The organism is Parvibaculum sp. (assembly GCF_030694575.1).
In the GTDB taxonomy this organism is placed as follows: Bacteria; Pseudomonadota; Alphaproteobacteria; order Parvibaculales; family Parvibaculaceae; genus Parvibaculum.
Genome location: NZ_JAUYUS010000047.1, coordinates 14,285 through 35,284, shown reverse-complemented (window position 1 = coordinate 35,284; position 21,000 = coordinate 14,285). Strand labels below are relative to the sequence as shown.

The window sequence follows — 21,000 nt, the reverse complement described above, 5'->3', positions numbered from 1 at the left end:
CGGGCGAGTATCGAGATGAAAGGTAAATTTTTTACCGGAGCCTACTCACGGACGCGCAAAAAAACGGGGGAAACCCTGCACATTTTTTATGCATGACTTATCGGAAGGTTAACCGCAGGCGCGTTGCTCCGTTAACGGAGGAAGCCGGCGCCTGCAATATCCGCTTTCGCGGCGGCGATCACGCCGCCTTTTTCAGGTAGCGGGCGCCCAGAATTTCGGCAATCTGAACCGCGTTGAGCGCCGCTCCCTTGCGCAGATTGTCCGACACCACCCAGATGTTGAGGCCGTTCTCGATGGTCGGATCGACACGGATGCGGCTGATATAGGTCGCGTAATCGCCGACGCATTCGATGGGCGTGACATAGCCGCCGTCTTCATGCTTGTCGACGACGAGGCAACCGGGCGCCTCGCGCAATATCTCGCGCGCCTCCTCGTCCGAGATCGGCCGCTCGAACTCGATGTTGATCGCTTCCGAATGACCGACAAAAACGGGCACGCGAACGCAAGTAGCCGTCACCTTGATCTTCGGATCGAGAATCTTCTTCGTCTCGACCGTCATCTTCCATTCTTCCTTCGTCTGTCCGTCCTCCATGAAATCGTCGATATGGGGGATGACGTTGAAGGCGATCTGCTTGGTGAAGTTCTCGTTGACCAGCGCGTCGTTGACGAAGATCGCGCGCGTCTGCGTGAAGAGCTCGTCCATCGCTTCCTTGCCCGCGCCCGAAACCGACTGATAGGTCGAGACGACGACGCGGCGGATGCCGGCAGCATCGTGCAGCGGCTTCAGCGCCACGACCATCTGTGCCGTCGAGCAATTCGGATTGGCGATGATGTTCTTCTTCGTGTAGCCGGCGATGGCGGCCGCATTCACTTCCGGCACGATCAGCGGCACGTCCGCATCCATCCGCCAGCGCGACGAATTGTCGATGACGACGCAGCCCTTGGCGGCGATCTTCGGCGCCCATTCGGCGGACATGGCCCCCGTCGTCGCCATCAGGCAGATGTCGGTGCCCTGGAAATCATAGGTGTCGAGCGTCTTCACCTTGAGCGTGCGGTCGCCATAGGAGACCTCCGTGCCCTGGCTGCGGCGCGACGCCAGCGCCACGACCTCATCCGCCGGAAACGAGCGCTCGGCGAGAATGCTCAGCATCTCCTGCCCCACATTGCCCGTGGCGCCGAGAACGGCAATCTTGTAGCCCATGATCGTCTTCCTTCCTGAGGACCGCCTCGCCCGGAGCAGTCCTCCAACGGGTCAAGCGGCCGAAAAATCTATCCGTTCAGTTTCACGAGCGCGGCGAGGATTGCGTTGCCCATCTCTTTGGTGCCGACTTTCTTCATGCCCGGCTGCATGATGTCGCCGGTGCGGAGCCCGTCGGCCAGCACGGTGTCGACCGCCTTTTCGAGCAGGTCGGCATCCGCGCCGAGTTCGAACGTATAGCGGAGCGCCATGGCGAAACTGAGGATCGAGGCAATGGGATTGGCCGCGCCCGTACCCGCGATGTCGGGCGCGCTCCCGTGCACCGGCTCGTACATGGCGCAGGCCTTGCCGCTCGCATCCTTCGCGCCGAGCGAGGCGGAGGGCAGCATGCCGAGCGAGCCCGTGAGCATCGAGGCGATGTCGGAGAGCACGTCGCCGAAGAGATTGTCGGTGACGATCACGTCGAACTGCTTCGGATTGCGCACGAGCTGCATTGCGCAATTGTCGGCCAGCATGTGCTCGAGCTTCACATCGGCGAACTTCTCCTTGTGGAGCTTCGAGACTTCCTCGTACCAGAGCACGCCCGACTTCATCACGTTGCGCTTCTCGACCGACATGACGCGGTTGCCGCGCTTGCGCGCCAGATCGAAGGCGACCTCGGCGATGCGGCGGATTTCGCTCGTCGTATAGACCTGCGTGTCGACGCCGCGGCGCTCGCCGTTTCCGAGATCGGTGATCTCCTTCGGCTCGCCGAAATAGACGCCGCCCGTCAGCTCGCGCACGATCATGATGTCGAGACCCTCGACGATCTCGCGCTTCAGCGAAGAGGCGTCCGCCAGCGCCGCGAAGCAGAGCGCCGGGCGCAGGTTTGCGAAGAGTTCAAGATCCTTGCGGAGACGCAGCAGGCCCGCTTCCGGACGGCCCTCGTAAGGCACGTTATCCCATTTCGGCCCGCCCACCGCACCGAGCATGACGGCATCGGCGCGCTTCGCCTTCTCGACCGTCTCGTCCGTCACCGCAACGCCATGCGCGTCGTAGCAGCAGCCGCCGACAAGCTCGTTTTCGATCTTCGCGTCGAACTTGCGATTGTCGTTGAACCATTGGATCACGCGCTCGACTTCGCCCATGACTTCCGGGCCGATGCCGTCGCCGGCGACGATGAGGATATTCTTGGTCATTCTTCTCTCTTGCTACACGTATCGTTCAATATCTGCCCGTTCGCCGTCATTGCGAGGAGCGCAAGCGACGAAGCAATCCAGCTCTTCGCTCGCCGCTCCTGGATTGCTTCGCGCTTTGCGCTCGCAATGACGTCAGGGTCAGAGCCAGGGCTGCGTTTCTTCGAGTTTCTTTTCGAAGGTGGCGATTTCCGCTTCCTTCTTGAGCGTGAGGCCGACACCGTCGAGGCCTTCGAGCAGGCAATGCTTGCGGAAGGGATCGACGTCGAACTTGATGACGCCGCCATCCGGCCCGCGGATTTCCTGGGCTTCGAGATCGACGGTGACGACGGCATTCGCGCCGCGCTCCGCATCGTCCATCAGCTTGTCGACATCGGCCTGCGGCAGCACGATGGGCAGGATGCCGTTCTGGAAGCAGTTGTTGTAGAAGATGTCGGCGAAGCTCGTCGCGATGACGCAGCGGATGCCGAAATCGAGCAGCGCCCAAGGCGCGTGTTCGCGCGACGAGCCGCAGCCGAAATTCTCGCCCGTGACGAGGATCTGCGCGTTCCGGTAGGCCGGCTTGTTCAGCACGAAATCCGGAATCTCCTTGCCCTCGTCGTCATAACGCATCTCGTCGAAGAGGTTCTTGCCGAGCCCCGTGCGCTTGATCGTCTTCAGGAACTGCTTCGGGATGATCATGTCGGTATCGACATTGATGATCGGCAGCGGCGCCGCAACACCCGTCAGCTTGTTGAACTTGTCCATCTCTCAGCCCTCAGTTCTTGAATTCGCGCACATCGACGAAATGGCCCGCGAATGCCGCCGCCGCCGCCATCGCCGGCGAGACGAGATGCGTGCGGCCGCCGCGGCCCTGACGGCCTTCGAAGTTGCGGTTCGACGTCGAGGCGCAGCGTTCGCCGGGCTCGAGCTTGTCGGCGTTCATCGCAAGGCACATCGAGCAGCCGGGCTCGCGCCATTCGAAGCCCGCTTCGAGGAAGATCTTGTCGAGACCTTCCTTTTCCGCCTGCTCCTTCACGAGACCGGAACCGGGCACGACCATCGCATTGACCGTCGGCGCCACCTTGCGGCCCGCCTTGATCGCCTTTTCGGCGATGACGGCAGCAGCGCGCAGATCCTCGATGCGGCCATTGGTGCAGGAGCCGATGAAGACGCGGTCGATCTTGACCTCCGTAATCGGCGTGCCGGGCGTGAGGCCCATATAGTCGAGCGCGCGCTGCATCGACTTCGCATGCGCCTCGTCATGCACATCCTTCGGATCGGGAATGCGGTCCGTGATCTTGATGACGTTTTCCGGGCTCGTGCCCCAGGTGATGAGCGGCGGCAGGTTCGCGATGTCGATGGTGATTTCCTTGTCGAACTTCGCGCCTTCGTCGGAGGGCAGCGTCTTCCAGTAGTCGACCGCCATCTCCCACGCCTTGCCCTTGGGCGCGCGCGGGCGGCCTTCGAGATAGGCGAAGGTCTTTTCGTCCGGCGCGATGAGGCCGGCGCGGGCGCCGCCTTCGATCGTCATGTTGCAGACGGTCATGCGGCCTTCCATGGACAGATCGCGGATCGCCTCGCCCGCATATTCGATGACGTAACCGGTGCCGCCCGCCGTGCCGATTTCGCCGATGATGGCGAGCACGATGTCCTTTGCGGTGAAGCCTTCCGGCGCCTTGCCCACCACATTGATGCGCATGTTCTTCGCCTTGGACTGGATCAGCGTCTGGGTCGCGAGCACATGCTCGACCTCGGACGTGCCGATGCCATGCGCCAGCGCGCCGAAGGCGCCATGCGTGGAGGTGTGGCTGTCGCCGCAGACGATGGTAGTGCCGGGCAGCGTGAAGCCCTGTTCCGGCCCGACGATGTGGACGATGCCCTGGCGGATGTCGGACATCTGGAGATATTCGACGCCGAAATCCTGCGCATTGTGTTCGAGCGTCTCGACCTGGATGCGGCTTTCCTCGTCCGCAATGCCCTTGGAGCGGTCGGTCGTCGGCACATTGTGGTCGGCGACGGCAAGCGTCTTCTGCGGCGCGTGGACCTGACGCTTCGCCATGCGCAGGCCCTCGAAGGCCTGCGGGCTCGTCACTTCATGCACCAGATGCCTGTCGATATAGAGGAGGCCCGTGCCGTCCTCGGCCATCTCGACCAGATGGGCATCCCAGATTTTGTCGTACATGGTACGGGGTGCCATTTTCTTTATCCTCCTTCGGGCCCTCAACGGCGATCCATCGCCGAAAGCAGTCCCGTCACTTGCCTATTCTGTTCAGATAAGTATCGCCGGAGCCCCATAACGGAAAAAGCGGGCCCGGGCGCTTTGGCGCCCTGCCCGCTTTTCGAACCAGTCTCCGCGGATGCGGACGAAATCAGGCTGCGCCGGTCTCTTGGCTGCGGGTCTTGTCCTGCTTTTTCTCGGTAATTCGGGCGGCCTTGCCGCGCAGACCGCGCAGGTAATAAAGCTTGGCGCGACGGACGCGGCCCTTGCGGACGACCTTGATGGAGTCGACAAGCGGGCTGTAGAGCGGGAATACACGCTCGACGCCTTCGCCGTAGGAAATCTTGCGGACCGTGAAGTTCTCGTTGATGCCGCCGCCTGCGCGCGCAATGCAGACGCCTTCATAGGCCTGCAGGCGCTCGCGCGTGCCTTCAACCACCTTCACATTGACCTGCAGCGTGTCGCCGGGCGCGAAATCGGGGATGGTCTTGCCGCCCGAAAGCGTTGCCATCTGCTCCTGGTCGATCTGCTCGATGATATTCATGGGTCTCAACCTCGATATGAAGGCGCTCCGGGCTCATATGGGACGATCCCGCCCGGGAAGCGCGCTTCCGTAACACAATTATCGCGCAATGGCGACTGTCTTCAGGGTCTTTCCTTCAGAAATTTCTCCCAAAGGTCCGGCCGTCTTTGCCTTGTCGTCTCTTCCGCCCGTTCCCGGCGCCATGCCTTAACCTTTGCATGGTCGCCGGAGGTCAAAACCGGCGGAATCTCGCGGCCCTCGAAGCTCTGGGGCCGCGTATAATGCGGGTATTCAAGGAGCCCGCTCTCGAAACTCTCGTCTTCCCCCGACGCTTCCTTGCCCATCACCCCCGGCAACAGCCGGATAACGGCATCGAGAAGCGCCAGAGCCGCCGGTTCCCCGCCCGAAAGGACGAAATCCCCGAGGCTGATCTCTTCCATCTCGCGGGCCTCGATGACCCGCTGGTCGAGCCCTTCGAAGCGGCCGCAGAGAAGCGCCACACCAGGACCCGCCGCCAGCTCCCGGACGCGGGCCTGCGTGAGCGGCCGCCCCCTTGGGCTCAGATAGATCAGCGGCCTCGGATCGCCCTGAGGGTGAACCGCATCGACCGCCGCCGCCACGACATCGGCCCGCATCACCATGCCGGGCCCGCCGCCCGCGGGCGTATCGTCCACGGAGCGGTGCTTATCGCGCGCGAACCCGCGAATGTCCACCGCCTCCAGCCGCCACAGCCCCGCCTCAAGCGCCCGGCCCGCCAGCGACACGCCCAGCGGCCCCGGAAACATTTCCGGGAAGAGCGTCAGGACGCTTGCCGACCAGGCGTCAGTCATCGTCCCGCTCCGCTTCCGCGCCACCCTCAAACGTGCCGAGAGGCGGATCGATCACGATCCGGCCGCCCGCGATGTCGACCTCGGGGACGTTCTCGTCCGTGAAGCCCATCAGCACCGTCTGGCCGCCTTCGGCGGGTGCGATCTCGAGGAGGTCGCCCGCGCCAAAATTCTCGACCGCAACGACCCGGCCGTAATCCCGGCCGTCGACACCGATCGCGGCAAGGCCGATGAGGTCTGCATAGTACCAGCCCTCATCCTCCGCCGTCTCCGGCAGACGCTCGCGCGGCACATAGAGTTCCATGCCCCTGAGCGCCGCCGCCACATCCCGGTCGGCAATACCGCCGAGCTTGCAGATGACGAGGTCCTTCGCCATGCCCTTCGTCTCGATGGTGAAGGACTTCGACCCGTCCTTCGTCTCGACCGGCCCATAAGCCGCGACGCCTTCCGGCGCTTCGGTATAGGGCTTCACGCGGACAAGTCCCCGCACGCCATGTGCGCCGGTGACGACGCCAAGACAGACTTTCTTGTCCTGCCCGTCTCTATCCGGCGTGGAGGCCATCGGCGCGATGCGCAAGCGTAATTACGCCTGCGCCTCTTCGGCTGGAGCCTCGGCAGCGGGAGCTTCCTCGGCAGGCGCTTCGGCAGCGGCCTTCGCAGCTTCGGCGGCTTCCTCGGCAGCCATGCGCGCGGCTTCGAGACGCTCCTGCGCCTTCGCCTTGGGCTTCGACTTTTCCGGGTTGCTGCGCGCCTTGCGCGTGTAGACGCCGGCATCGTCGAGGAAGCGGGCAACGCGGTCGGTCGGCAGCGCGCCGACGGAAAGCCAATGCTTCGCGCGTTCGATATCGACCTTGATGCGTTCCGCATTGTCCTTCGGCAGGAGCGGATTGAACGTGCCGATCTTCTCGATGAAGCGGCCGTCGCGGGGCGAACGCGTATCGGCGATCACGACGCGATAGAAGGGCCGCTTCTTGGCGCCGCCACGGGCGAGCCGGATTTTCAGAGACATCTTGTCTTACCTTTCAAGTAACCCGGCCAAGTGCCGGCAAACCAATTGATCCGCACACGAACCTTGTCGAAGGTTCACTTTTTCTTCTTGCCGGACGGCAGGCCCGGAAGCCCGCCGCCGAAACCCGAACCCGGCAAACCGGGCAATCCGCCGCCGAGCCCGCGCGGAAACCCGCCGGGCGGCAGCATCTTCTGCAGCGCCTTCGGATCCGCCGCCATCTCGGGTGGCATCTCCGGCGCGCCGCCGCCGAAAAGCTTGCTCATCATGCCGCCCTTCTGGCGGCCCATCGCCTTCATCATGTCCGCCATCTGGCGGTGCATCTTCAGCAGGCGGTTGATTTCCTGAACCTCGGTGCCGGAGCCGCGCGCGATGCGCTTCTTGCGGCTCGCATTCAGCACTTTCGGGTTGCGGCGTTCTTCCTTGGTCATCGAGGAAATGATCGCGCCCTGGCGCTTCACGACCTTGTCGTCCATATGCGCCTGCGCCGCCTGCATCTGCGCCTTGCCGATGCCGGGCAAGAGGCCGAGAACGCCCTTCATGCCACCCATGCGGCCCATCTGCGCGAGCTGCTCGGCCATGTCGTCGAGGTCGAACTGACCTTTCCGCATGCGCTCGGCCATCTTGTTGGCCTTGTCGGCGTCGATGGTCTCGGCGGCTTTTTCGACAAGGCTGACGACGTCGCCCATGCCGAGGATGCGGCCGGCGACACGGTCGGCGCGGAAATCCTCCAGCGCGTCCATCTTTTCGCCGGTGCCGAGAAGCTTGATCGGAACGCCCGTGACCGCGCGCATGGAAAGCGCCGCGCCGCCACGCCCGTCGCCATCGACGCGCGTCAACACGATGCCGGTGACGCCGATGCGGGCGTTGAACTGCTCGGCGACATTGACCGCGTCCTGGCCGGTCAGGCTGTCGGCGACGAGCAGCGTCTCGTGCGGATTGGCGGCATCGCGCACCTGCGCGACTTCCGCCATCAGGTCTTCGTCGATATGGATGCGGCCGGCCGTGTCGAGCATCAGCACATCGAAGCCGCCGAGACGGGCGGCTTCCACCGCGCGCTTCGCGATCTGGACCGGCTGCTGGCCGGCAACGATCGGCAGCGTCGCGACGCCGGCCTGCTCGCCGAGAATCTTCAGCTGTTCCTGCGCGGCGGGGCGGCGCGTGTCGAGCGACGCCATCATGATGCGGCGCTTGTCGCGCACGGTCATCCGCTTGGCGATCTTCGCCGTCGAGGTGGTTTTGCCCGAACCCTGCAGGCCCACCATCATGATGACGACGGGGGCGGCGGCGCGGAGCGAGATCGACGTGTCGGCCTCGGCGCCGCCCAGCATCTCCACCAGCTCGTCATGGACGATCTTGATGACCTGCTGGCCGGGGGTGACCGACTTCAGGACTTCATGCCCTATGGCGCGCGCCCGCACCTTGTCGATGAAGGACTTGGCGACCGGCAGCGCGACGTCGGCCTCAAGCAGCGCCCGGCGCACTTCGCGCATGGCCTCGTCCACGTCCTTCTCGCTCAGGGCGCCGCGGCCCTTGAGCTTGGAAAGAACGTCGCCGAGACGGCCTGTCAGGTTTTCGAACACGCGGGGTCCAAGTCCTTGTAACGCAAAGCAAAAACGCTTCCGCGAGCGAATATCGCCGGCGGAAGTTGACCCGGGCTCAATGCCTCGGGCGGGTCGGGGCGCAACAATGTCCCGAAAATCGTGGGCGGAACCTAGGGGCGGAGAGGCTTCAAGTCAATGATTTCAGCAACAGCTTGAGCGCCGCTGCCCCGAAGGCCCGCATATTGGCGGCGCGGTCGGCGGAGCCGGTGCTGACCGTGATCGAGGCGGGGTGCGGCCCGGCAAGGCCGATGACCGCCGTGCCGGGCCCCGGGCCATAGGGCGAGCCGGAAGGGCCGGAGGCGCCCATTTCCGCCAGTGCCCAGGTGGAGCCGAACTTGCCGCGAACGACATCGGCCATCGCCGCCACGTAAGGCTCCGTCAGCGGCTTCACATCCGGCGCAGGCGGGCCTTGGAGCGCGTAGAGCGCCCTGGCGGCACCGCGTGTGTAAATGACAGTCGAGCCCAGATAGAAGGCCGAGGCGCCCGGCTGCGCGACCAGCGCCGCCGAGACGAGGCCGCCCATGGACGACTCCGACAACGCCAGCGTTTCGCCGCGCTTTTTGAGCAGTTCCGCGACTTCCGCCGCGAGCGGGATCAGTTTTTCCATTGGCCGGTCTCCAGATCGCGCACGGCGTAGAATTCCTTGTTCCAGATCGCATAGAGGAGCCGGGTCGGCATCTTGTAGGCCTTTGCCACAAAATCGGCTTGCGCCGCATGGATCTGCCAGCCACGTATCTTGGAAGCCGTGTTGCCCGGCGTCGAATGGGTGGGCAGCGGCTGGTTTTCGGCGACGAATTTGCCGGTCCGGCGGCCGAGCTTCAGCAGCGAGCGCCGGGGGATCAGCGGATAGGCGACGAAACGGGGCGTGGACCCGCCCTCGGCCTTCAGCCTTTCGATGGCCTGTTCGGCGACCAGACCCATCCGCATGTGATCCTTGTGGCCGGTGGCGCCGCTGGCGGGCCAGAAAGCGACGACAAGGTCCGGCCGGTAGCGCTTCATCGCATCGGCGACACGGGCAACAAGCTCGTCGACCGGAATATCCGGCACGCCGCCATCCGGGTAATCCCAGACTTCCTGCTCGTCGATGCCGAGCGCGAAGCCGTTCTTCAGCGCCTCGGCCTTGCGGATGATGCCGAGTTCGGACTGGCGGCAGACGATGGGGGACTGGGTGCCGGCATCGCCCGGCGTCGCCGTCACCATGGCGAGATATGCGCCCTCCGCCTTGGCGGAGGTGAGGAGCCCATTGATGAGCTGCTCGTCGTCCGGATGGGCAAAAACGGTGAGAACCCGCTTCGCACCGAGAGCGCCCGCCACCGAGGGCACGCGCCGGGCAGCGGGATCGTCGAACAAATGACGGAAGTAGAGAAAGACGCCCGCCGCCGCGACTGCCGCCAGCAGCGCCAGAATCCCCAAAATCTCCAGCATCGGCCCCCTCCCTCTTCCGCTTTTTCCCCAATCTACTGGCATAAGGGGACGAAAAGCGCCATATATCCCGGCATCATGACCGGCATGGCACATCATTTTCTGAAGATGAACGGGCTCGGCAACGACTTCGTCGTGCTGGACCTGCGCCGTGAGCCCTTTGTGCTGACGGATGCGATCGCGCGTGCCATCGCCGACCGGGAGACGGGCATCGGCTGCGACCAGCTCATCACCCTCGAGCATCCGCGCCACGGCGGCGACGTCTTCATGGGTATCCGCAACAATGACGGCGGCACGGTGGAGGCCTGCGGCAACGCCGCGCGCTGCATCGGCAAGCTGATGCTGGACGAGACCGGCAAGGACGCCGTCACCATCGAGACGCTGGCCGGCGACACGGTGGCGACGCGCGCGGAGGGCGACGAGATCACCGTCGACATGGGCGCGCCGCGCCTGGACTGGAACCAGATCCCCCTGTCCGAGGAATTTCAGGATACCCGCGCCATCGAACTCGAGATCGGGCCGCTCGGCGCACCGATCATGCATTCGCCAGGCGTCGTCAATGTCGGCAATCCGCATGCGGTCTTCTTCGTCGACGATGTCGACGCAATCGACCTCGAACGCTCAGGCCCCATGCTCGAGCATCATCCGCTCTTTCCCGAACGCGCGAACATCTCGGTCGCGAAGGTTCTCTCGCCGACGCATATCCGCATTCGTACATGGGAACGCGGCGCCGGCCTGACGCGCGCCTGCGGCACCGCCGCCTGCGCGGCGACGGTCGCCGCGATCCGCCGCCGCAAGACGGAACGGAAGATCACCGTGTCGCTGCCGGGCGGCGACCTCACCGTGGAATGGCTGCCGGACGACGAGAACGGATACGGCCATATACTGATGACCGGCCCCGTCGCCTTCGACTATGAAGGCACGCTCGACCCGCGCCTGCTGACGGGAGCGGCGGCATGAAGAAGGGAACGGAAATCGTCACCTTCGGCTGCCGCCTCAATGCCTACGAATCCGAAGTTATGCGCGGCCATGCCGAAGCGGCGGGGCTCGACGGCGCCATCGTCTTCAACACCTGCGCGGTGACGGCGGAAGCCGAGCGCCAGGCGCGGCAGGCGATCCGCAAGGCACGCCGGGAAAACCCGCAAGCGCGCATCATCGTGACCGGCTGCGCGGCACAGGTGAACCCCGATGCCTTCGCCGAAATGCCCGAAGTCGATCTCGTGATCGGCAACGAGGAAAAGCTGCAGGCCGCAAGCTGGCAGCCCGCGCTCGCGCTCCATGCCAATGAGCGCGTGCGCGTGAACGACATCATGTCGGTGACGGAAACGGCGGGACATCTCGTCGGCGGCCTCGAAGGACGGGCGCGCGCCTTCGTGCAGGTGCAGAACGGCTGCGACCACCGCTGCACCTTCTGCATCATTCCCTATGGACGCGGGCCTTCGCGCAGCGTGCCGGCCGGCGAAGTCGTCAACCAGGTGAGGACGCTCGTCGGGAACGGCTACCGCGAAGTCGTACTGACCGGCGTCGACATGACGTCTTATGGCGGCGACCTGCCCGGCCGCCCGAGCCTCGGCAATCTCGCGCGGCGCATATTAAAGCTGGTGCCAGAGCTCGAACGGCTGCGGCTTTCCTCGATCGACAGTATCGAGGCCGACGACGAGCTGATGCGGCTGATCGCGGAGGAGGAACGGCTGATGCCGCATCTCCATCTCTCGCTGCAATCGGGCGACGACATGATCCTGAAGCGCATGAAGCGCCGCCACCTGCGCGACGACTCGATCCGCTTCTGCGAGGATGTGCGGCGGCTCCGCCCGGATATCGTCTTCGGCGCCGATTTCATCGCCGGCTTCCCGACCGAGACGGACGAGATGTTCGAGAACACGATGCGCCTCGTCGACGAATGTGGACTGACATGGCTGCATGTCTTTCCCTTCTCGCCCCGCCCCGGCACACCCGCCGCGAAGATGCCGCAGGTTTCGCGCGAAGTGGGCAAGCACCGCGCGGAACGCCTGCGCTTGAAGGGCGCTGAGCACGTGCGCGCGCATCTCGAGAGCGGCCTCGGCGCGACAAGGCCCGTGCTGATGGAAACGCCGACGCTCGGCCGCACGCATCAGTTCACGCCGGTGCGCGTGACGGAAGCGGCGACGGCAGGCGAAATCCTGCCTCTCCGCCTTGCCGCGCATGACGGCCAGAGCTTTGAAGGGTTGAGAGCGGCGTGAGCGAAAGCGGCACCGAAACGACGGAAAAGAAAAAGTCCCTCTTTCAGCGCATGAAGGAGGGCCTGACCCGCTCGACCAAAAACCTGTCGGACGGCATCGCCGGCATCTTCACCAAGAAGAAACTCGACCGGGCCACGCTTGATGAGCTGGAAGAACTGCTGATCGGAGCCGATCTCGGCCTCGATGCGGCGGCCGCCATTGCCGAAGCGGTCGGCAAGGACCGCTACGACAAGGAAGTGAGCCCCGAGGAAATCCGGAAGATCGTCGCGGATGAAATCGCGAAAGTGCTGAAGCCGGTCGAAAAGCCGCTCGAGATCGACGCCACGAAGAAGCCCTTCGTGATCCTGATGGCGGGCGTCAATGGCGCGGGCAAGACGACGACCATCGGCAAGATCGGCGCCAAGCTGAGGGCGGAAGGGAAGAGCGTGATGCTCGCCGCGGGCGACACGTTCCGCGCGGCGGCGGTGGAGCAGTTGAAAGTATGGGGCGAGCGGATCGGCGCGCCGGTCTGTGCAACGAAGACGGGCGGCGATGCGGCGGGGCTTGCCTATGAGGCACTGGCCCGCGCGAAGGAAGAAGGCACCGACGTCCTGCTGATCGATACCGCCGGGCGGCTCCAGAACAAGGCCGATCTGATGGCCGAGCTGGAAAAGGTGATCCGTGTGATGCGGAAGCTCGATCCCGAAGCGCCACATGCAACGCTGCTCGTGCTCGACGCCACCACCGGCCAGAACGCCGTCAACCAGGTGGAGATCTTCGGGAATGTCGCGGGCATCACCGGCCTCGTGATGACGAAGCTCGACGGCACGGCACGCGGCGGCATTCTGGTGGCCATTGCGAAGCGTTTCGGCCTGCCCGTTCATCTGATCGGCGTCGGCGAAGGAATCGACGATTTGCAGCCTTTCAGCGCCGAGGCGTTTGCCGGAGCCATCACCGGCGCGAGTTGATCCGCCGCCATACACCATGCGTAGATAGACCGATCCCGAAATTCACGCGGAACAAAGAAGACCATGACGGAAACCGGTGCAGATAAGACCCATGGCGGCATGTCGGCCTCGCAATGGGTCCGCATGGCCATCGAACTCGGGCCGCTCGTCGTTTTCTTCCTGCTGAATTCGAAGGCCAACAGCCTCTTCGGCAACGAGCCGGCCCAGAACATCTTCTACGCGACCGGCGGCTTCATGGTCGCCACCGTGATCTCGCTCGGCTATTCCTATGCGCGCTTCCGGAAAATTCCGACCATGCCGCTCGTCTCCGGCATCTTCATCATGATCTTCGGCGCGCTGACGCTCTGGCTCCACGACGATGAATTCATCAAGCTGAAGCCGACCATCGTGAACGGCATTTTCGCCACCGCACTCCTCGGCGCGGCCGTCATGGGCAAGCCGATCATGAAGCAGCTCTTCGACGGCGCCTTCAACCTGACCGACAAGGGCTGGATGGTACTGACGGTACGCTGGGGGCTCTTCTTCGTGTTGCTCGGCGTCATCAACGAAATCGTATGGCGGAATTTTTCCACCGACTTCTGGGTAAGCTTCAAGCTGTTCGGCATCATGCCGCTCACCATGATCTTCGGCCTCGCGCAGATTCCGGTGCTGACGAAGCACGCACCGTCGGACGAGGACGGCGCGCGCAGCGCCGATTGATCCATCAGCTTCCTTCCGGATGCAGCTCCCTGTCTTTTGTCTCGGGCACGAAGATGAGCCCGACGACGAAAGTCATCGCCGCGATTGCGACCGGGTACCAGAGCCCTGAATAAATATTGCCGGTCGCCGCCACGATGGCGAAGGAGACGGTCGGCAGGAAGCCACCGAACCACCCATTGCCGATGTGATAGGGAAGCGACATCGACGTGTAGCGGATGCGCGTCGGGAAAAGTTCGACGAGCATGGCCGCGATAGGACCGTAAACCATCGTCACATAGAGCACGAGAATGAAGAGGACGAGCACCACCATCGGATAGTTGATGGCGGCGGGATCGGCCATGAGCGGATAGCCCGCCTCCGTCAGGGCGACGGTGAGCGCGGTGGCGAAACCCGCGCGTGCCTCGCCGCCCGCATCGCCGCTCGCGTCGAACGAGGGAATGGCGACCGAGCCGACCTCGATGCGCGCTTCTTCGCCCGGCGCCATCTGGACATTCGCATAGGGAATACCGCGTTTCGCCAGTTCGCTCTTCGCGACGTCGCAGGGCGTGGTGAAGGCGGCGGTGCCGACCGGATTGAACTGGAAGGAACAGGTGGCGCTGTCGGCCACGACGACGACGGGCGCCCGCTCCTGCGCCGCTTCAAGCGCGGGATTGGCGTAATGCGTGAGCGCGCCGAAAAGCGGGAAGTAGGTCAGCGCAGCCAACAGGCAGCCCGCGAGAATGATCGGCTTGCGGCCGATCCTGTCCGACAGCGCGCCGAAGACCACGAAGAACGGCACACCGAGCAGCAATGCGCCGCCGATGAGAATATTCGCCGTCTGGCTCTCGACCTTCAGCACCTGTGTCAGGAAGAAGAGCGCGTAGAACTGGCCGGTATACCAGACGACGGCCTGGCCGGCGGTCAGGCCGATCAGCGCGATGATGACGATTTTCAGGTTGCCCCAGCGCGCGAAGGATTCCGTAAGCGGCGCCTTGGACAGCGTGCCCTCCGCCTTCATCCGCTGAAAGAGCGGCGACTCGTTGAGCTTGAGCCTGATCCAGACGGAGATGCCGAGGAGCGCGATCGAGAGCAGGAAGGGAATGCGCCAGCCCCAGCTTTCGAAGCTCTCCTTGTCCATCGACAGGCGGCAAACGAGGATGACGAGAAGCGACAGGAAGAGACCGAGCGTCGCCGTCGTCTGGATCCATGCGGTATAGGCGCCGCGTTTCGTATGCGGCGAATGCTCCGCGACATAGATCGCAGCCCCGCCATATTCGCCACCGAGCGCGAGCCCCTGCGCCAGCCGCAGCACGATCAGAATGGCGGGCGCGGCAAAGCCGATTGCCGCGTAGCTGGGCAGCAGACCGACAATGAAGGTCGACAGGCCCATGATGAGGATGGTGATGAGGAATGTATATTTGCGGCCGACGAGGTCTCCGAGCCGGCCGAAGACGATAGCGCCGAAAGGGCGCACCGCGAAACCGGCGGCGAAGGCGAGAAGCGCGAAGATGAATGCCGCCGTCGGGTTGACGCCTGAAAAGAACTGGACGGAGATGATCGCGGCAAGCGAGCCGTACAGGTAGAAATCGTACCACTCGAACACCGTGCCGAGCGACGAGGCGAAGATCACCCTCCGCTCTTCCGCCGTCATCCGCTGCGCGCCGCTCCTGGCCATTTTGTCTCCTGGGTGTCCGTCTTATGGTGAAAGGATGCCGTGAACGCACCGGTTTAGCCAGACGGAGCTTTCAGATTCCCGCCGGACGGCGCGGAAACAGATTACCTGTTTCACCCGCCGGATTTGTGAAAGGCGCGAGAACGTCCTTGTCCATCGCTTCCCTGAAATGCGTCAGCGCCCAGTGGACACTTGGAAAGGCAAGCTCCTCCCACGGAATGTCGGCCCACTCGAACAGGGCAGCCTCCAGCGTTTCCTCGCCTGCCGAAAATTCAGGCACCCTCAGTTCCGCCCGGTACATGATCTGCACCTGAGCGATCCTGGGGATGCTGTAGACCGCCAGCATGTCCCGCAGGACGATGTCGGCATTCGCCTCCTCGCGCGCTTCGCGCCGCGCGCCCTCGTCGGTCGTTTCGCCCTGCTCCATGAAGCCCGCCGGAAGCGTCCAGTAGCCGCGCCGGGGCTCGATGGCGCGGCGGCAGAGGAGAAACTTTCCCTCGTATGTAACGACTGCGCCGACGACGATTTTTGGGTTCACGTAGTGAATGAACCCGCACCTGTCGCAGACATCGCGCTCCAGATTGTCCCCGGACGGGACACGGCGGGAGAATGAGGGGTCCTTGCTGCTCTCCGTTGCGTTCGGTTCCAGGGATTTCTTCTCACCGCTCTCGCGATCGTCCGGCACTGTCATGGTTCACCTTGTTGGTCCGCCTACGGAGCTAAGCCGCCCGGAGGCACGAAACAGTGCGTGCCGGGCACATAATCAGGCCTTGAGAACGGGTGAAGAACACCGCCGGGCGGCAAATGTCCGCGCACAGACCTATACGGAAAATTTGCTTTCTCTTTTTTTCATGCACACGACCCTCTTGCAAGACAAGGCCCTGCGGGTGCATATGATGATAGAACGCCGCACGAGGCACGGCCATATAAAGGCCTTGAACGCGCGCAAAGATATTTGCCCCCCGCGGGAGGTTGTCCGCAAGGACCCAGCCCCCAGACCGGACACCGAGGGTGTCGGAACAATCCAGAGGACAGAACAAATGGCAGCCAGGAAGCCAACCGGAAATTTCGATCTTGAAAGCTCGCTGAGCCATTTGCTGCGCCGCGCGCAACAATTCGCCTACGACCAGTTCGTGCAGCAGATGGGCGACAGTGCACTGACGCCACGTCAGTTCATTGTTCTTTTCGCCGTCAACGAGGAAGAGGGCCTGAGCCAGACCGATCTCGTGAACCGGACCGGCATCGACCGCTCGACGCTGGCGGACATGATCAGCCGCATGATCAAGAACGGTCTGCTCGCACGCCGCCGCACGGCGGAAGATGCGCGCGCCAACGCCGTCCGGCTGACGGCGGCGGGCCGCCGCGCGCTGAAGGGCGCGATGCCGAAGGCGCTTGCCGCCGAAAAGGCGCTGCTCGACGTCCTGCCGAAATCCACGCAGGCGGACCTGATGAAAGGTCTCGGCCAGCTGAACAACGCCATCGAAAGCCAGAAGACGGAAGAAGTTGCGCCGAAAGCCCCCGCAAAGCGGGCGGCGGCGAAACCGGCCCGCAAGACGGCAGCGAAAAAGCCGGCGGCACGCCGCAAGAAGGCCTGATTTCCGGAGTTAATGCGGCGCGTTATCTCTCTGCCGGATGACGCGCCGCCTGCAAGGCCGGCAATATCTCGTCCGCTACCGCTTCCGGCGTCAGCGGACCGATATGCTTGAAGGCGATGCGGCCATTGCCATCCACGATATAGGTTTCCGGAACACCGTAGACGCCCCACTCGATGGCGGCGCGGCCGGTATCGTCGCGGCCGACACGGTCGAAGGGATTGCCGAGCTCGGCGAGGAACCGCCGCGCGGCGGCAGGATCGTCCTTGTAGTTGAGCCCGAACATCGGCACGCCGGCAATGCGGCGGAGCTCGACGAGAAGCGGCATCTCGTCCCGGCAGGGCACGCACCACGACGCCCAGACATTGACGATGACGGGAACGTCCTTGCCGAAATCGGCGGCGGCGACGCCGGGCAGATCGAGACCCTCGACAGGACCGAGATCGAATGCGGGTACATAGCGTCCGATCAGCGCGGAGGGGACCCGCGAGGGATCGCCGCGATAGATGGCGGCGAAGAACAGGCCCACAAGCACCAGAAATATCGCGACGGGAATAAGTGCTGCCCACCTGAAACGCGGATTCACGGACGACCCTCTCCGCCGGGCTTGTGCGCTGCACGGCGGGTGCGCCCGCCCGCAGCACGTTCAAGCGTTTCAACAAGCCGGGCTTGCGCGCGGTAGTCGCGGATGCTTTCCGCGGCAAGCGCAACCACAACGAGCAAGGCAAGGCCGTAGGCGGACCAGACGAAGGCCGCATAACCGCCCATATGGAAAAATTCCGCCATCCCTCAGCCCTCCGCCCCGGAAGCAGCTTGCGCGAGCCGCAGTGCACGAACACGGCGGCGCAGAATTTCCGCACGCATCCGCACCAGCAGCAACGTGACGAAGAAGAGCGTGAAACCGAGCGCCATCAGCATGAGCGGCAGCAGCATGGAAGGTGCGATGGTCGGCCCGTCCATCCGGAAAACGGACGCAGGCTGATGCAGCGTGTTCCACCAGACCACCGAATATCGAATGATCGGAATGTTGACGGCGCCAACCAGCGCAAGAACCGCGGCGGCGCGGGCGGCGCGTGTGGGTTCCTCGATCGTCGCCCACAGCGCGATATAGCCGAGATAGAGAAAGAACAGGATCAGAACGGAAGTGAGCCGTGCATCCCACTCCCACCACGTGCCCCACATCGGCTGACCCCAGAGCGAGCCGGTGACGAGCGCGAGAAAGGTGAAGGACGCGCCTATGGGAGCGGCCGATTTTGCGCAGAGATCCGCAAGCGGATGACGGAAGATCAGCGCAACGGCGGAGGCAACCGCCATGATCGAATAGCCGAACATGGCAAGCCAGGCGGATGGGACATGCACATACATGATCCGTACCGTATCGCCCTGCTGATAATCGGGCGGCGAGGCCACGAGCGCGAACCAGAGCCCCGCCCCGATCAGCAGCAAGGTCACGGCCCAGAGCGGCGCGAGCAGCACCCCCGACAGCGCCATGAAGCGCGTCGGGTTGGCATAGGCGTGGAACCGTTGTGTGGCGGACAGGCTGGTCATGCGCGTCATTTAGCGTGCTGCTTGCGGGGAGGGCAAGCCGCCCGGCCGGGCATTTTGCCACGCGCCGGAAATTCAGGCTCACTCATGCGTATCACCGGAGATTGGCTCGAAGCGCGGCGGCGGCACCGACGGGCCCAAGCACGAAACTGCCAAGCGTGACGGCCCCGAGAAACAGCAGGCTCTGGACCCCGGCATCGCCTTCGAAGCCGGCGGAAGCCGCTTCCGCCGCGCCGACGCCGAAAATCAGCACCGGGATGTAGAAGGGCAGTACCAGAAGGGAGGCCAGAAGCCCGCCGCGCCGGACGCCGACCGTGAGCGCCGCGCCGATGGCGCCGAGGAAGCTGAGCGCGGGCGTGCCGGCCAGCATGGCGAGGAGAAGCGCCGGGAAGCTCGCCACCGGCAGATTGAGCAGGAGCCCGAGAACCGGGGCCACAACCACCAGCGGTAACCCGGTAGTGAGCCAGTGGCCGAGCGCCTTCGCCACCGCGACAAGCTCAAGCGGCAGTGCCCCCATCGAAAGCAGATCGAGCGAACCGTCCTCGAAATCCGCCTGGAAAAGCCGGTCGAGCGTAAGCAGCGCCGCCAGCAGCAGCGCCACCCAGAGCATTCCCGGCGCAATGAGCGAAAGCAGCGCCTTGTCGGGCCCGATGCCGAGCGGAACGATGGCGACGACGACGAGAAAGAAAAAGACCGCCATGCCGCCCCCGCCGCCGAGGCGCGCGGCTAGGCGCAGATCGCGAAGGAGGAGCGCGAGAAAGGCCCGTCTCATGCCGCCACCTCCTCACCGAGGCGCAACATGCGCGCCGGGACGAGACCGAGATCGAGATGCGTCGCCGCGACGATGAGGCCGCCCGAGACTAGATGCACATTCATCAGATCGAGGAGGCGCGCCGTATTCGCGGCATCGAGGGCGACGGTCGGCTCGTCGAGCAGCCAGAGCGGCCGCGGCACGGCGAGTACACGGGCAAGAGAAAGGCGGCGGCGCTGTCCGGCCGAAAGATAACCGACGGGAAGATCGGCGAGCGAGGCGAGCGCGAACGCGTCGAGAGCATGTGCGACAGCGGCTTCGTTCCGTCCGCCGCCGAGATATTCCGTCCAGAAACGCAGCGTCTCGGCGACATTCATGGACGGCTTCAGCGCATCGAGATGACCGACATAATGTACCTGTTCGCCGATGGTCCGCTCGCTGTCCCCGCCTTCCAGCGCGATCGTGCCATGCGCGATTTCGAGAAGGCCCGCGATCTGGCGCAGCAGGCTGGACTTGCCGGAGCCGTTGGCGCCGGTGAGCACCAGCGCCTCGCCGCGCGCGACCGCGAAGGAGAGCCCCTCGAAGACGAGCCGCCCGCCCCGCAGGCAAGCGAGATCGTGGGCGGCGAGGCGGAGCTCAGATGTCGTCAAAACGCCCGCCCCTGCCCTTGCCGGACGCGAAACGCGCCGCACCTTTCAGCGTCTCGCCGGATGCCAGCACCTTGCGGCCATGTTCGAATTCGTTGGCGAGCGCCCGGTCGTAAGGCAGGTCCCATTGCTCATAGGCGGACATCCGGTCATGCCGGAGACAGAGTTGCGGAAAGCGGGAAATTTCCAGCGCGAGCCGCTCTGCTTCCTCGCGCCCTTTGCCCTTCGCCGCGACACGATTGGCGAGGCCGATGGAAAGCGCCTCCTCGGCATTGACGGGCCGGCCCGTCAGGATGAGATCCATCGCGCGCGCATGACCGATGAGGCGCGGCAAGCGAACGGTTCCGCCGTCGATCAAGGGCACGCCCCAGCGGCGGCAGAAGACACCCATGATCGCGTCTTCTTCCACCACGCGCATGTCGCACCACAGCGCGAGTTCAAGGCCGCCCGCAACCGCATGGCCGGAAATCGCGCCGATCACCGGCTTGTTGAGAATCATTCGCGATGGACCCATCGGACCGTCGCCGGCAAGGCGCGTGAAATCGGCGCCCGTTGCGGGGGGCACGGAACGATTGCCCTTGCCGCTCGCCACAGCCTTGAGGTCCGCACCTGCGCAGAAAGCACCTTCAGCCCCGCAGAAGACGGCAACGAGCGCGGTCTCGTCCTGCTCGAAGTCGAGGAACGCATCGACGAGCGCGGTCGCCGCAGCCCTGTCGACCGCGTTCTTCACGTCGGGCCGGTTCAGAATGACGGTTGTCACCGGGCCGTTTCTCTCGACAAGAACTTCCGCCATCCATTCCCTCCCGCATATGCTTTTCAAAACTGATTATCACGCTCGCACGTTCCGGCGAAGCATGGTCAATCACGGCGAAAGACATTATAGTCCGCCGCGACAAGCATATAGGCTCCAGGCTTAGAAGCGGCGGCGAAATCGGACTTTGACGCGCGCGCATTTCCGGCGCGCGGGCGGCACCGCAACCTCCGTCACATTCCC

At 64.2% G+C, this 21,000-nt stretch carries 24 protein-coding genes; 5 read left to right on the top strand and 19 right to left on the bottom strand.

Annotated features, from left to right (window positions below; genetic code table 11):
* Nucleotides 1-178 precede the first annotated feature (178 nt).
* The 11 genes from Q8S60_RS07310 to Q8S60_RS07260 form a co-directional block, all read right to left on the bottom strand.
* Nucleotides 179-1,201, bottom strand: coding sequence for an aspartate-semialdehyde dehydrogenase (locus Q8S60_RS07310; protein WP_305274718.1), 1,023 nt, complete (start codon nucleotides 1,199-1,201; stop codon nucleotides 179-181).
* 68 nt (nucleotides 1,202-1,269) lie between these two features.
* Nucleotides 1,270-2,376, bottom strand: coding sequence for a 3-isopropylmalate dehydrogenase (leuB, locus tag Q8S60_RS07305; RefSeq protein ID WP_305274719.1), 1,107 nt, complete (start codon nucleotides 2,374-2,376; stop codon nucleotides 1,270-1,272).
* A 138-nt stretch (nucleotides 2,377-2,514) separates the two neighbouring features.
* Complete coding sequence (gene leuD / locus Q8S60_RS07300) at nucleotides 2,515-3,120, bottom strand: 3-isopropylmalate dehydratase small subunit (protein WP_305274720.1); 606 nt, start codon at nucleotides 3,118-3,120, stop codon at nucleotides 2,515-2,517.
* Nucleotides 3,121-3,130: 10 nt separating this feature from the next.
* Entirely contained in the window at nucleotides 3,131-4,552 is a 1,422-nt protein-coding gene (gene leuC, locus Q8S60_RS07295) for a 3-isopropylmalate dehydratase large subunit (protein ID WP_305274721.1), read from the bottom strand.
* A gap of 172 nt (nucleotides 4,553-4,724) precedes the next feature.
* Nucleotides 4,725-5,117 carry a 50S ribosomal protein L19 gene (rplS, locus tag Q8S60_RS07290; protein ID WP_305274722.1) on the bottom strand — a complete coding sequence of 131 codons (393 nt, stop codon included), beginning with the start codon at nucleotides 5,115-5,117 and terminating at the stop codon, nucleotides 4,725-4,727.
* A gap of 101 nt (nucleotides 5,118-5,218) precedes the next feature.
* Nucleotides 5,219-5,926, bottom strand: coding sequence for a tRNA (guanosine(37)-N1)-methyltransferase TrmD (trmD, locus tag Q8S60_RS07285; protein ID WP_305274723.1), 708 nt, complete (start codon nucleotides 5,924-5,926; stop codon nucleotides 5,219-5,221).
* A complete protein-coding gene (gene rimM, locus Q8S60_RS07280; protein WP_305274724.1) occupies nucleotides 5,919-6,500 on the bottom strand; it encodes a ribosome maturation factor RimM in 582 nt (193 codons plus the stop codon). The genes trmD and rimM overlap by 8 nt, the downstream gene beginning before the upstream one ends.
* A 6-nt stretch (nucleotides 6,501-6,506) precedes the next feature.
* Entirely contained in the window at nucleotides 6,507-6,932 is a 426-nt protein-coding gene (gene rpsP / locus Q8S60_RS07275; protein WP_305274725.1) for a 30S ribosomal protein S16, read from the bottom strand.
* Nucleotides 6,933-7,006: 74 nt separating this feature from the next.
* Nucleotides 7,007-8,512, bottom strand: a complete 1,506-nt coding sequence (gene ffh, locus Q8S60_RS07270; protein ID WP_305274726.1) for a signal recognition particle protein — start codon at nucleotides 8,510-8,512, stop codon at nucleotides 7,007-7,009.
* Nucleotides 8,513-8,660: 148 nt separating this feature from the next.
* A complete protein-coding gene (locus Q8S60_RS07265; protein WP_305274727.1) occupies nucleotides 8,661-9,140 on the bottom strand; it encodes a CinA family protein in 480 nt (159 codons plus the stop codon).
* Complete coding sequence (locus tag Q8S60_RS07260) at nucleotides 9,128-9,958, bottom strand: PIG-L family deacetylase (protein ID WP_305274728.1); 831 nt, start codon at nucleotides 9,956-9,958, stop codon at nucleotides 9,128-9,130. The genes Q8S60_RS07265 and Q8S60_RS07260 overlap by 13 nt, the downstream gene beginning before the upstream one ends.
* A gap of 84 nt (nucleotides 9,959-10,042) precedes the next feature.
* On the opposite strand from Q8S60_RS07260, the gene dapF reads away from it, so the two are divergent.
* The 4 genes from dapF (at nucleotide 10,043) to Q8S60_RS07240 (ending at nucleotide 13,820) form a co-directional block, all read left to right on the top strand.
* Complete coding sequence (dapF, locus tag Q8S60_RS07255; protein WP_370869275.1) at nucleotides 10,043-10,915, top strand: diaminopimelate epimerase; 873 nt, start codon at nucleotides 10,043-10,045, stop codon at nucleotides 10,913-10,915.
* Entirely contained in the window at nucleotides 10,912-12,174 is a 1,263-nt protein-coding gene (gene mtaB, locus Q8S60_RS07250; RefSeq protein ID WP_305274730.1) for a tRNA (N(6)-L-threonylcarbamoyladenosine(37)-C(2))-methylthiotransferase MtaB, read from the top strand. The genes dapF and mtaB overlap by 4 nt, the downstream gene beginning before the upstream one ends.
* A complete protein-coding gene (gene ftsY / locus Q8S60_RS07245; protein ID WP_305274731.1) occupies nucleotides 12,171-13,121 on the top strand; it encodes a signal recognition particle-docking protein FtsY in 951 nt (316 codons plus the stop codon). Before mtaB ends, ftsY begins: the two co-directional genes overlap by 4 nt.
* A gap of 63 nt (nucleotides 13,122-13,184) precedes the next feature.
* Nucleotides 13,185-13,820 carry a septation protein A gene (locus tag Q8S60_RS07240; RefSeq protein ID WP_305274732.1) on the top strand — a complete coding sequence of 212 codons (636 nt, stop codon included), beginning with the start codon at nucleotides 13,185-13,187 and terminating at the stop codon, nucleotides 13,818-13,820.
* 4 nt (nucleotides 13,821-13,824) lie between these two features.
* On the opposite strand, the gene Q8S60_RS07235 is transcribed toward Q8S60_RS07240, so the two are convergent.
* Together Q8S60_RS07235 and Q8S60_RS07230 are read right to left on the bottom strand one after the other, a co-directional pair.
* Nucleotides 13,825-15,474 carry an MFS transporter gene (locus Q8S60_RS07235; protein ID WP_305274733.1) on the bottom strand — a complete coding sequence of 550 codons (1,650 nt, stop codon included), beginning with the start codon at nucleotides 15,472-15,474 and terminating at the stop codon, nucleotides 13,825-13,827.
* Nucleotides 15,475-15,544: 70 nt separating this feature from the next.
* Nucleotides 15,545-16,162 carry an NUDIX hydrolase gene (locus Q8S60_RS07230; RefSeq protein WP_305274734.1) on the bottom strand — a complete coding sequence of 206 codons (618 nt, stop codon included), beginning with the start codon at nucleotides 16,160-16,162 and terminating at the stop codon, nucleotides 15,545-15,547.
* A 349-nt stretch (nucleotides 16,163-16,511) separates the two neighbouring features.
* Here Q8S60_RS07230 and Q8S60_RS07225 point away from each other — a divergent pair, with 349 nt between their 5' ends.
* Entirely contained in the window at nucleotides 16,512-17,066 is a 555-nt protein-coding gene (locus tag Q8S60_RS07225; RefSeq protein WP_305274735.1) for a MarR family winged helix-turn-helix transcriptional regulator, read from the top strand.
* 22 nt (nucleotides 17,067-17,088) lie between these two features.
* Here the strand turns inward: Q8S60_RS07225 and Q8S60_RS07220 are convergent, their stop codons facing one another.
* The 6 genes from Q8S60_RS07220 to Q8S60_RS07195 all read right to left on the bottom strand — a co-directional run bounded on the left by Q8S60_RS07220 (nucleotide 17,089) and on the right by Q8S60_RS07195 (nucleotide 20,799).
* Complete coding sequence (locus Q8S60_RS07220) at nucleotides 17,089-17,649, bottom strand: DsbE family thiol:disulfide interchange protein (protein WP_305274736.1); 561 nt, start codon at nucleotides 17,647-17,649, stop codon at nucleotides 17,089-17,091.
* Nucleotides 17,646-17,849, bottom strand: coding sequence for a heme exporter protein CcmD (ccmD, locus tag Q8S60_RS07215; protein WP_305274737.1), 204 nt, complete (start codon nucleotides 17,847-17,849; stop codon nucleotides 17,646-17,648). Before ccmD ends, Q8S60_RS07220 begins: the two co-directional genes overlap by 4 nt.
* A gap of 3 nt (nucleotides 17,850-17,852) precedes the next feature.
* Nucleotides 17,853-18,620: a heme ABC transporter permease gene (locus Q8S60_RS07210; RefSeq protein WP_305274738.1), complete on the bottom strand. Its 768-nt coding sequence runs from the start codon at nucleotides 18,618-18,620 to the stop codon at nucleotides 17,853-17,855.
* Between the two features lie 82 nt (nucleotides 18,621-18,702).
* The gene (ccmB, locus tag Q8S60_RS07205) at nucleotides 18,703-19,380 is read right to left on the bottom strand and encodes a heme exporter protein CcmB (protein WP_305274739.1); all 678 of its coding nucleotides are present in this window, start codon (nucleotides 19,378-19,380) and stop codon (nucleotides 18,703-18,705) included.
* Nucleotides 19,377-20,009 (bottom strand): heme ABC exporter ATP-binding protein CcmA, encoded by a 633-nt coding sequence (gene ccmA / locus Q8S60_RS07200; protein WP_305274740.1) that lies wholly within the window; start codon nucleotides 20,007-20,009, stop codon nucleotides 19,377-19,379. The genes ccmB and ccmA overlap by 4 nt, the downstream gene beginning before the upstream one ends.
* Nucleotides 19,996-20,799 carry a crotonase/enoyl-CoA hydratase family protein gene (locus Q8S60_RS07195; RefSeq protein WP_305274741.1) on the bottom strand — a complete coding sequence of 268 codons (804 nt, stop codon included), beginning with the start codon at nucleotides 20,797-20,799 and terminating at the stop codon, nucleotides 19,996-19,998. The genes ccmA and Q8S60_RS07195 overlap by 14 nt, the downstream gene beginning before the upstream one ends.
* Nucleotides 20,800-21,000: the final 201 nt, after the last annotated feature.

What these genes read in the sequence shown, in the direction of transcription:
- Q8S60_RS07310 (WP_305274718.1), bottom strand. Translation starts at nt 1,201, where the DNA reads ATGGGCTACAAGATTGCCGTTCTCGGCGCCACGGGCAATGTGGGGCAG.
- leuB (WP_305274719.1), bottom strand. Translation starts at nt 2,376, where the DNA reads ATGACCAAGAATATCCTCATCGTCGCCGGCGACGGCATCGGCCCGGAA.
- leuD (WP_305274720.1), bottom strand. Translation starts at nt 3,120, where the DNA reads ATGGACAAGTTCAACAAGCTGACGGGTGTTGCGGCGCCGCTGCCGATC.
- leuC (WP_305274721.1), bottom strand. Translation starts at nt 4,552, where the DNA reads ATGGCACCCCGTACCATGTACGACAAAATCTGGGATGCCCATCTGGTC.
- rplS (WP_305274722.1), bottom strand. Translation starts at nt 5,117, where the DNA reads ATGAATATCATCGAGCAGATCGACCAGGAGCAGATGGCAACGCTTTCG.
- trmD (WP_305274723.1), bottom strand. Translation starts at nt 5,926, where the DNA reads ATGACTGACGCCTGGTCGGCAAGCGTCCTGACGCTCTTCCCGGAAATG.
- rpsP (WP_305274725.1), bottom strand. Translation starts at nt 6,932, where the DNA reads ATGTCTCTGAAAATCCGGCTCGCCCGTGGCGGCGCCAAGAAGCGGCCC.
- Q8S60_RS07265 (WP_305274727.1), bottom strand. Translation starts at nt 9,140, where the DNA reads ATGGAAAAACTGATCCCGCTCGCGGCGGAAGTCGCGGAACTGCTCAAA.
- Q8S60_RS07260 (WP_305274728.1), bottom strand. Translation starts at nt 9,958, where the DNA reads ATGCTGGAGATTTTGGGGATTCTGGCGCTGCTGGCGGCAGTCGCGGCG.
- dapF (WP_370869275.1), top strand. Translation starts at nt 10,043, where the DNA reads ATGGCACATCATTTTCTGAAGATGAACGGGCTCGGCAACGACTTCGTC.
- mtaB (WP_305274730.1), top strand. Translation starts at nt 10,912, where the DNA reads ATGAAGAAGGGAACGGAAATCGTCACCTTCGGCTGCCGCCTCAATGCC.
- Q8S60_RS07240 (WP_305274732.1), top strand. Translation starts at nt 13,185, where the DNA reads ATGACGGAAACCGGTGCAGATAAGACCCATGGCGGCATGTCGGCCTCG.
- Q8S60_RS07235 (WP_305274733.1), bottom strand. Translation starts at nt 15,474, where the DNA reads ATGGCCAGGAGCGGCGCGCAGCGGATGACGGCGGAAGAGCGGAGGGTG.
- Q8S60_RS07230 (WP_305274734.1), bottom strand. Translation starts at nt 16,162, where the DNA reads ATGACAGTGCCGGACGATCGCGAGAGCGGTGAGAAGAAATCCCTGGAA.
- Q8S60_RS07225 (WP_305274735.1), top strand. Translation starts at nt 16,512, where the DNA reads ATGGCAGCCAGGAAGCCAACCGGAAATTTCGATCTTGAAAGCTCGCTG.
- ccmD (WP_305274737.1), bottom strand. Translation starts at nt 17,849, where the DNA reads ATGGCGGAATTTTTCCATATGGGCGGTTATGCGGCCTTCGTCTGGTCC.
- Q8S60_RS07210 (WP_305274738.1), bottom strand. Translation starts at nt 18,620, where the DNA reads ATGACGCGCATGACCAGCCTGTCCGCCACACAACGGTTCCACGCCTAT.
- ccmB (WP_305274739.1), bottom strand. Translation starts at nt 19,380, where the DNA reads ATGAGACGGGCCTTTCTCGCGCTCCTCCTTCGCGATCTGCGCCTAGCC.
- Q8S60_RS07195 (WP_305274741.1), bottom strand. Translation starts at nt 20,799, where the DNA reads ATGGCGGAAGTTCTTGTCGAGAGAAACGGCCCGGTGACAACCGTCATT.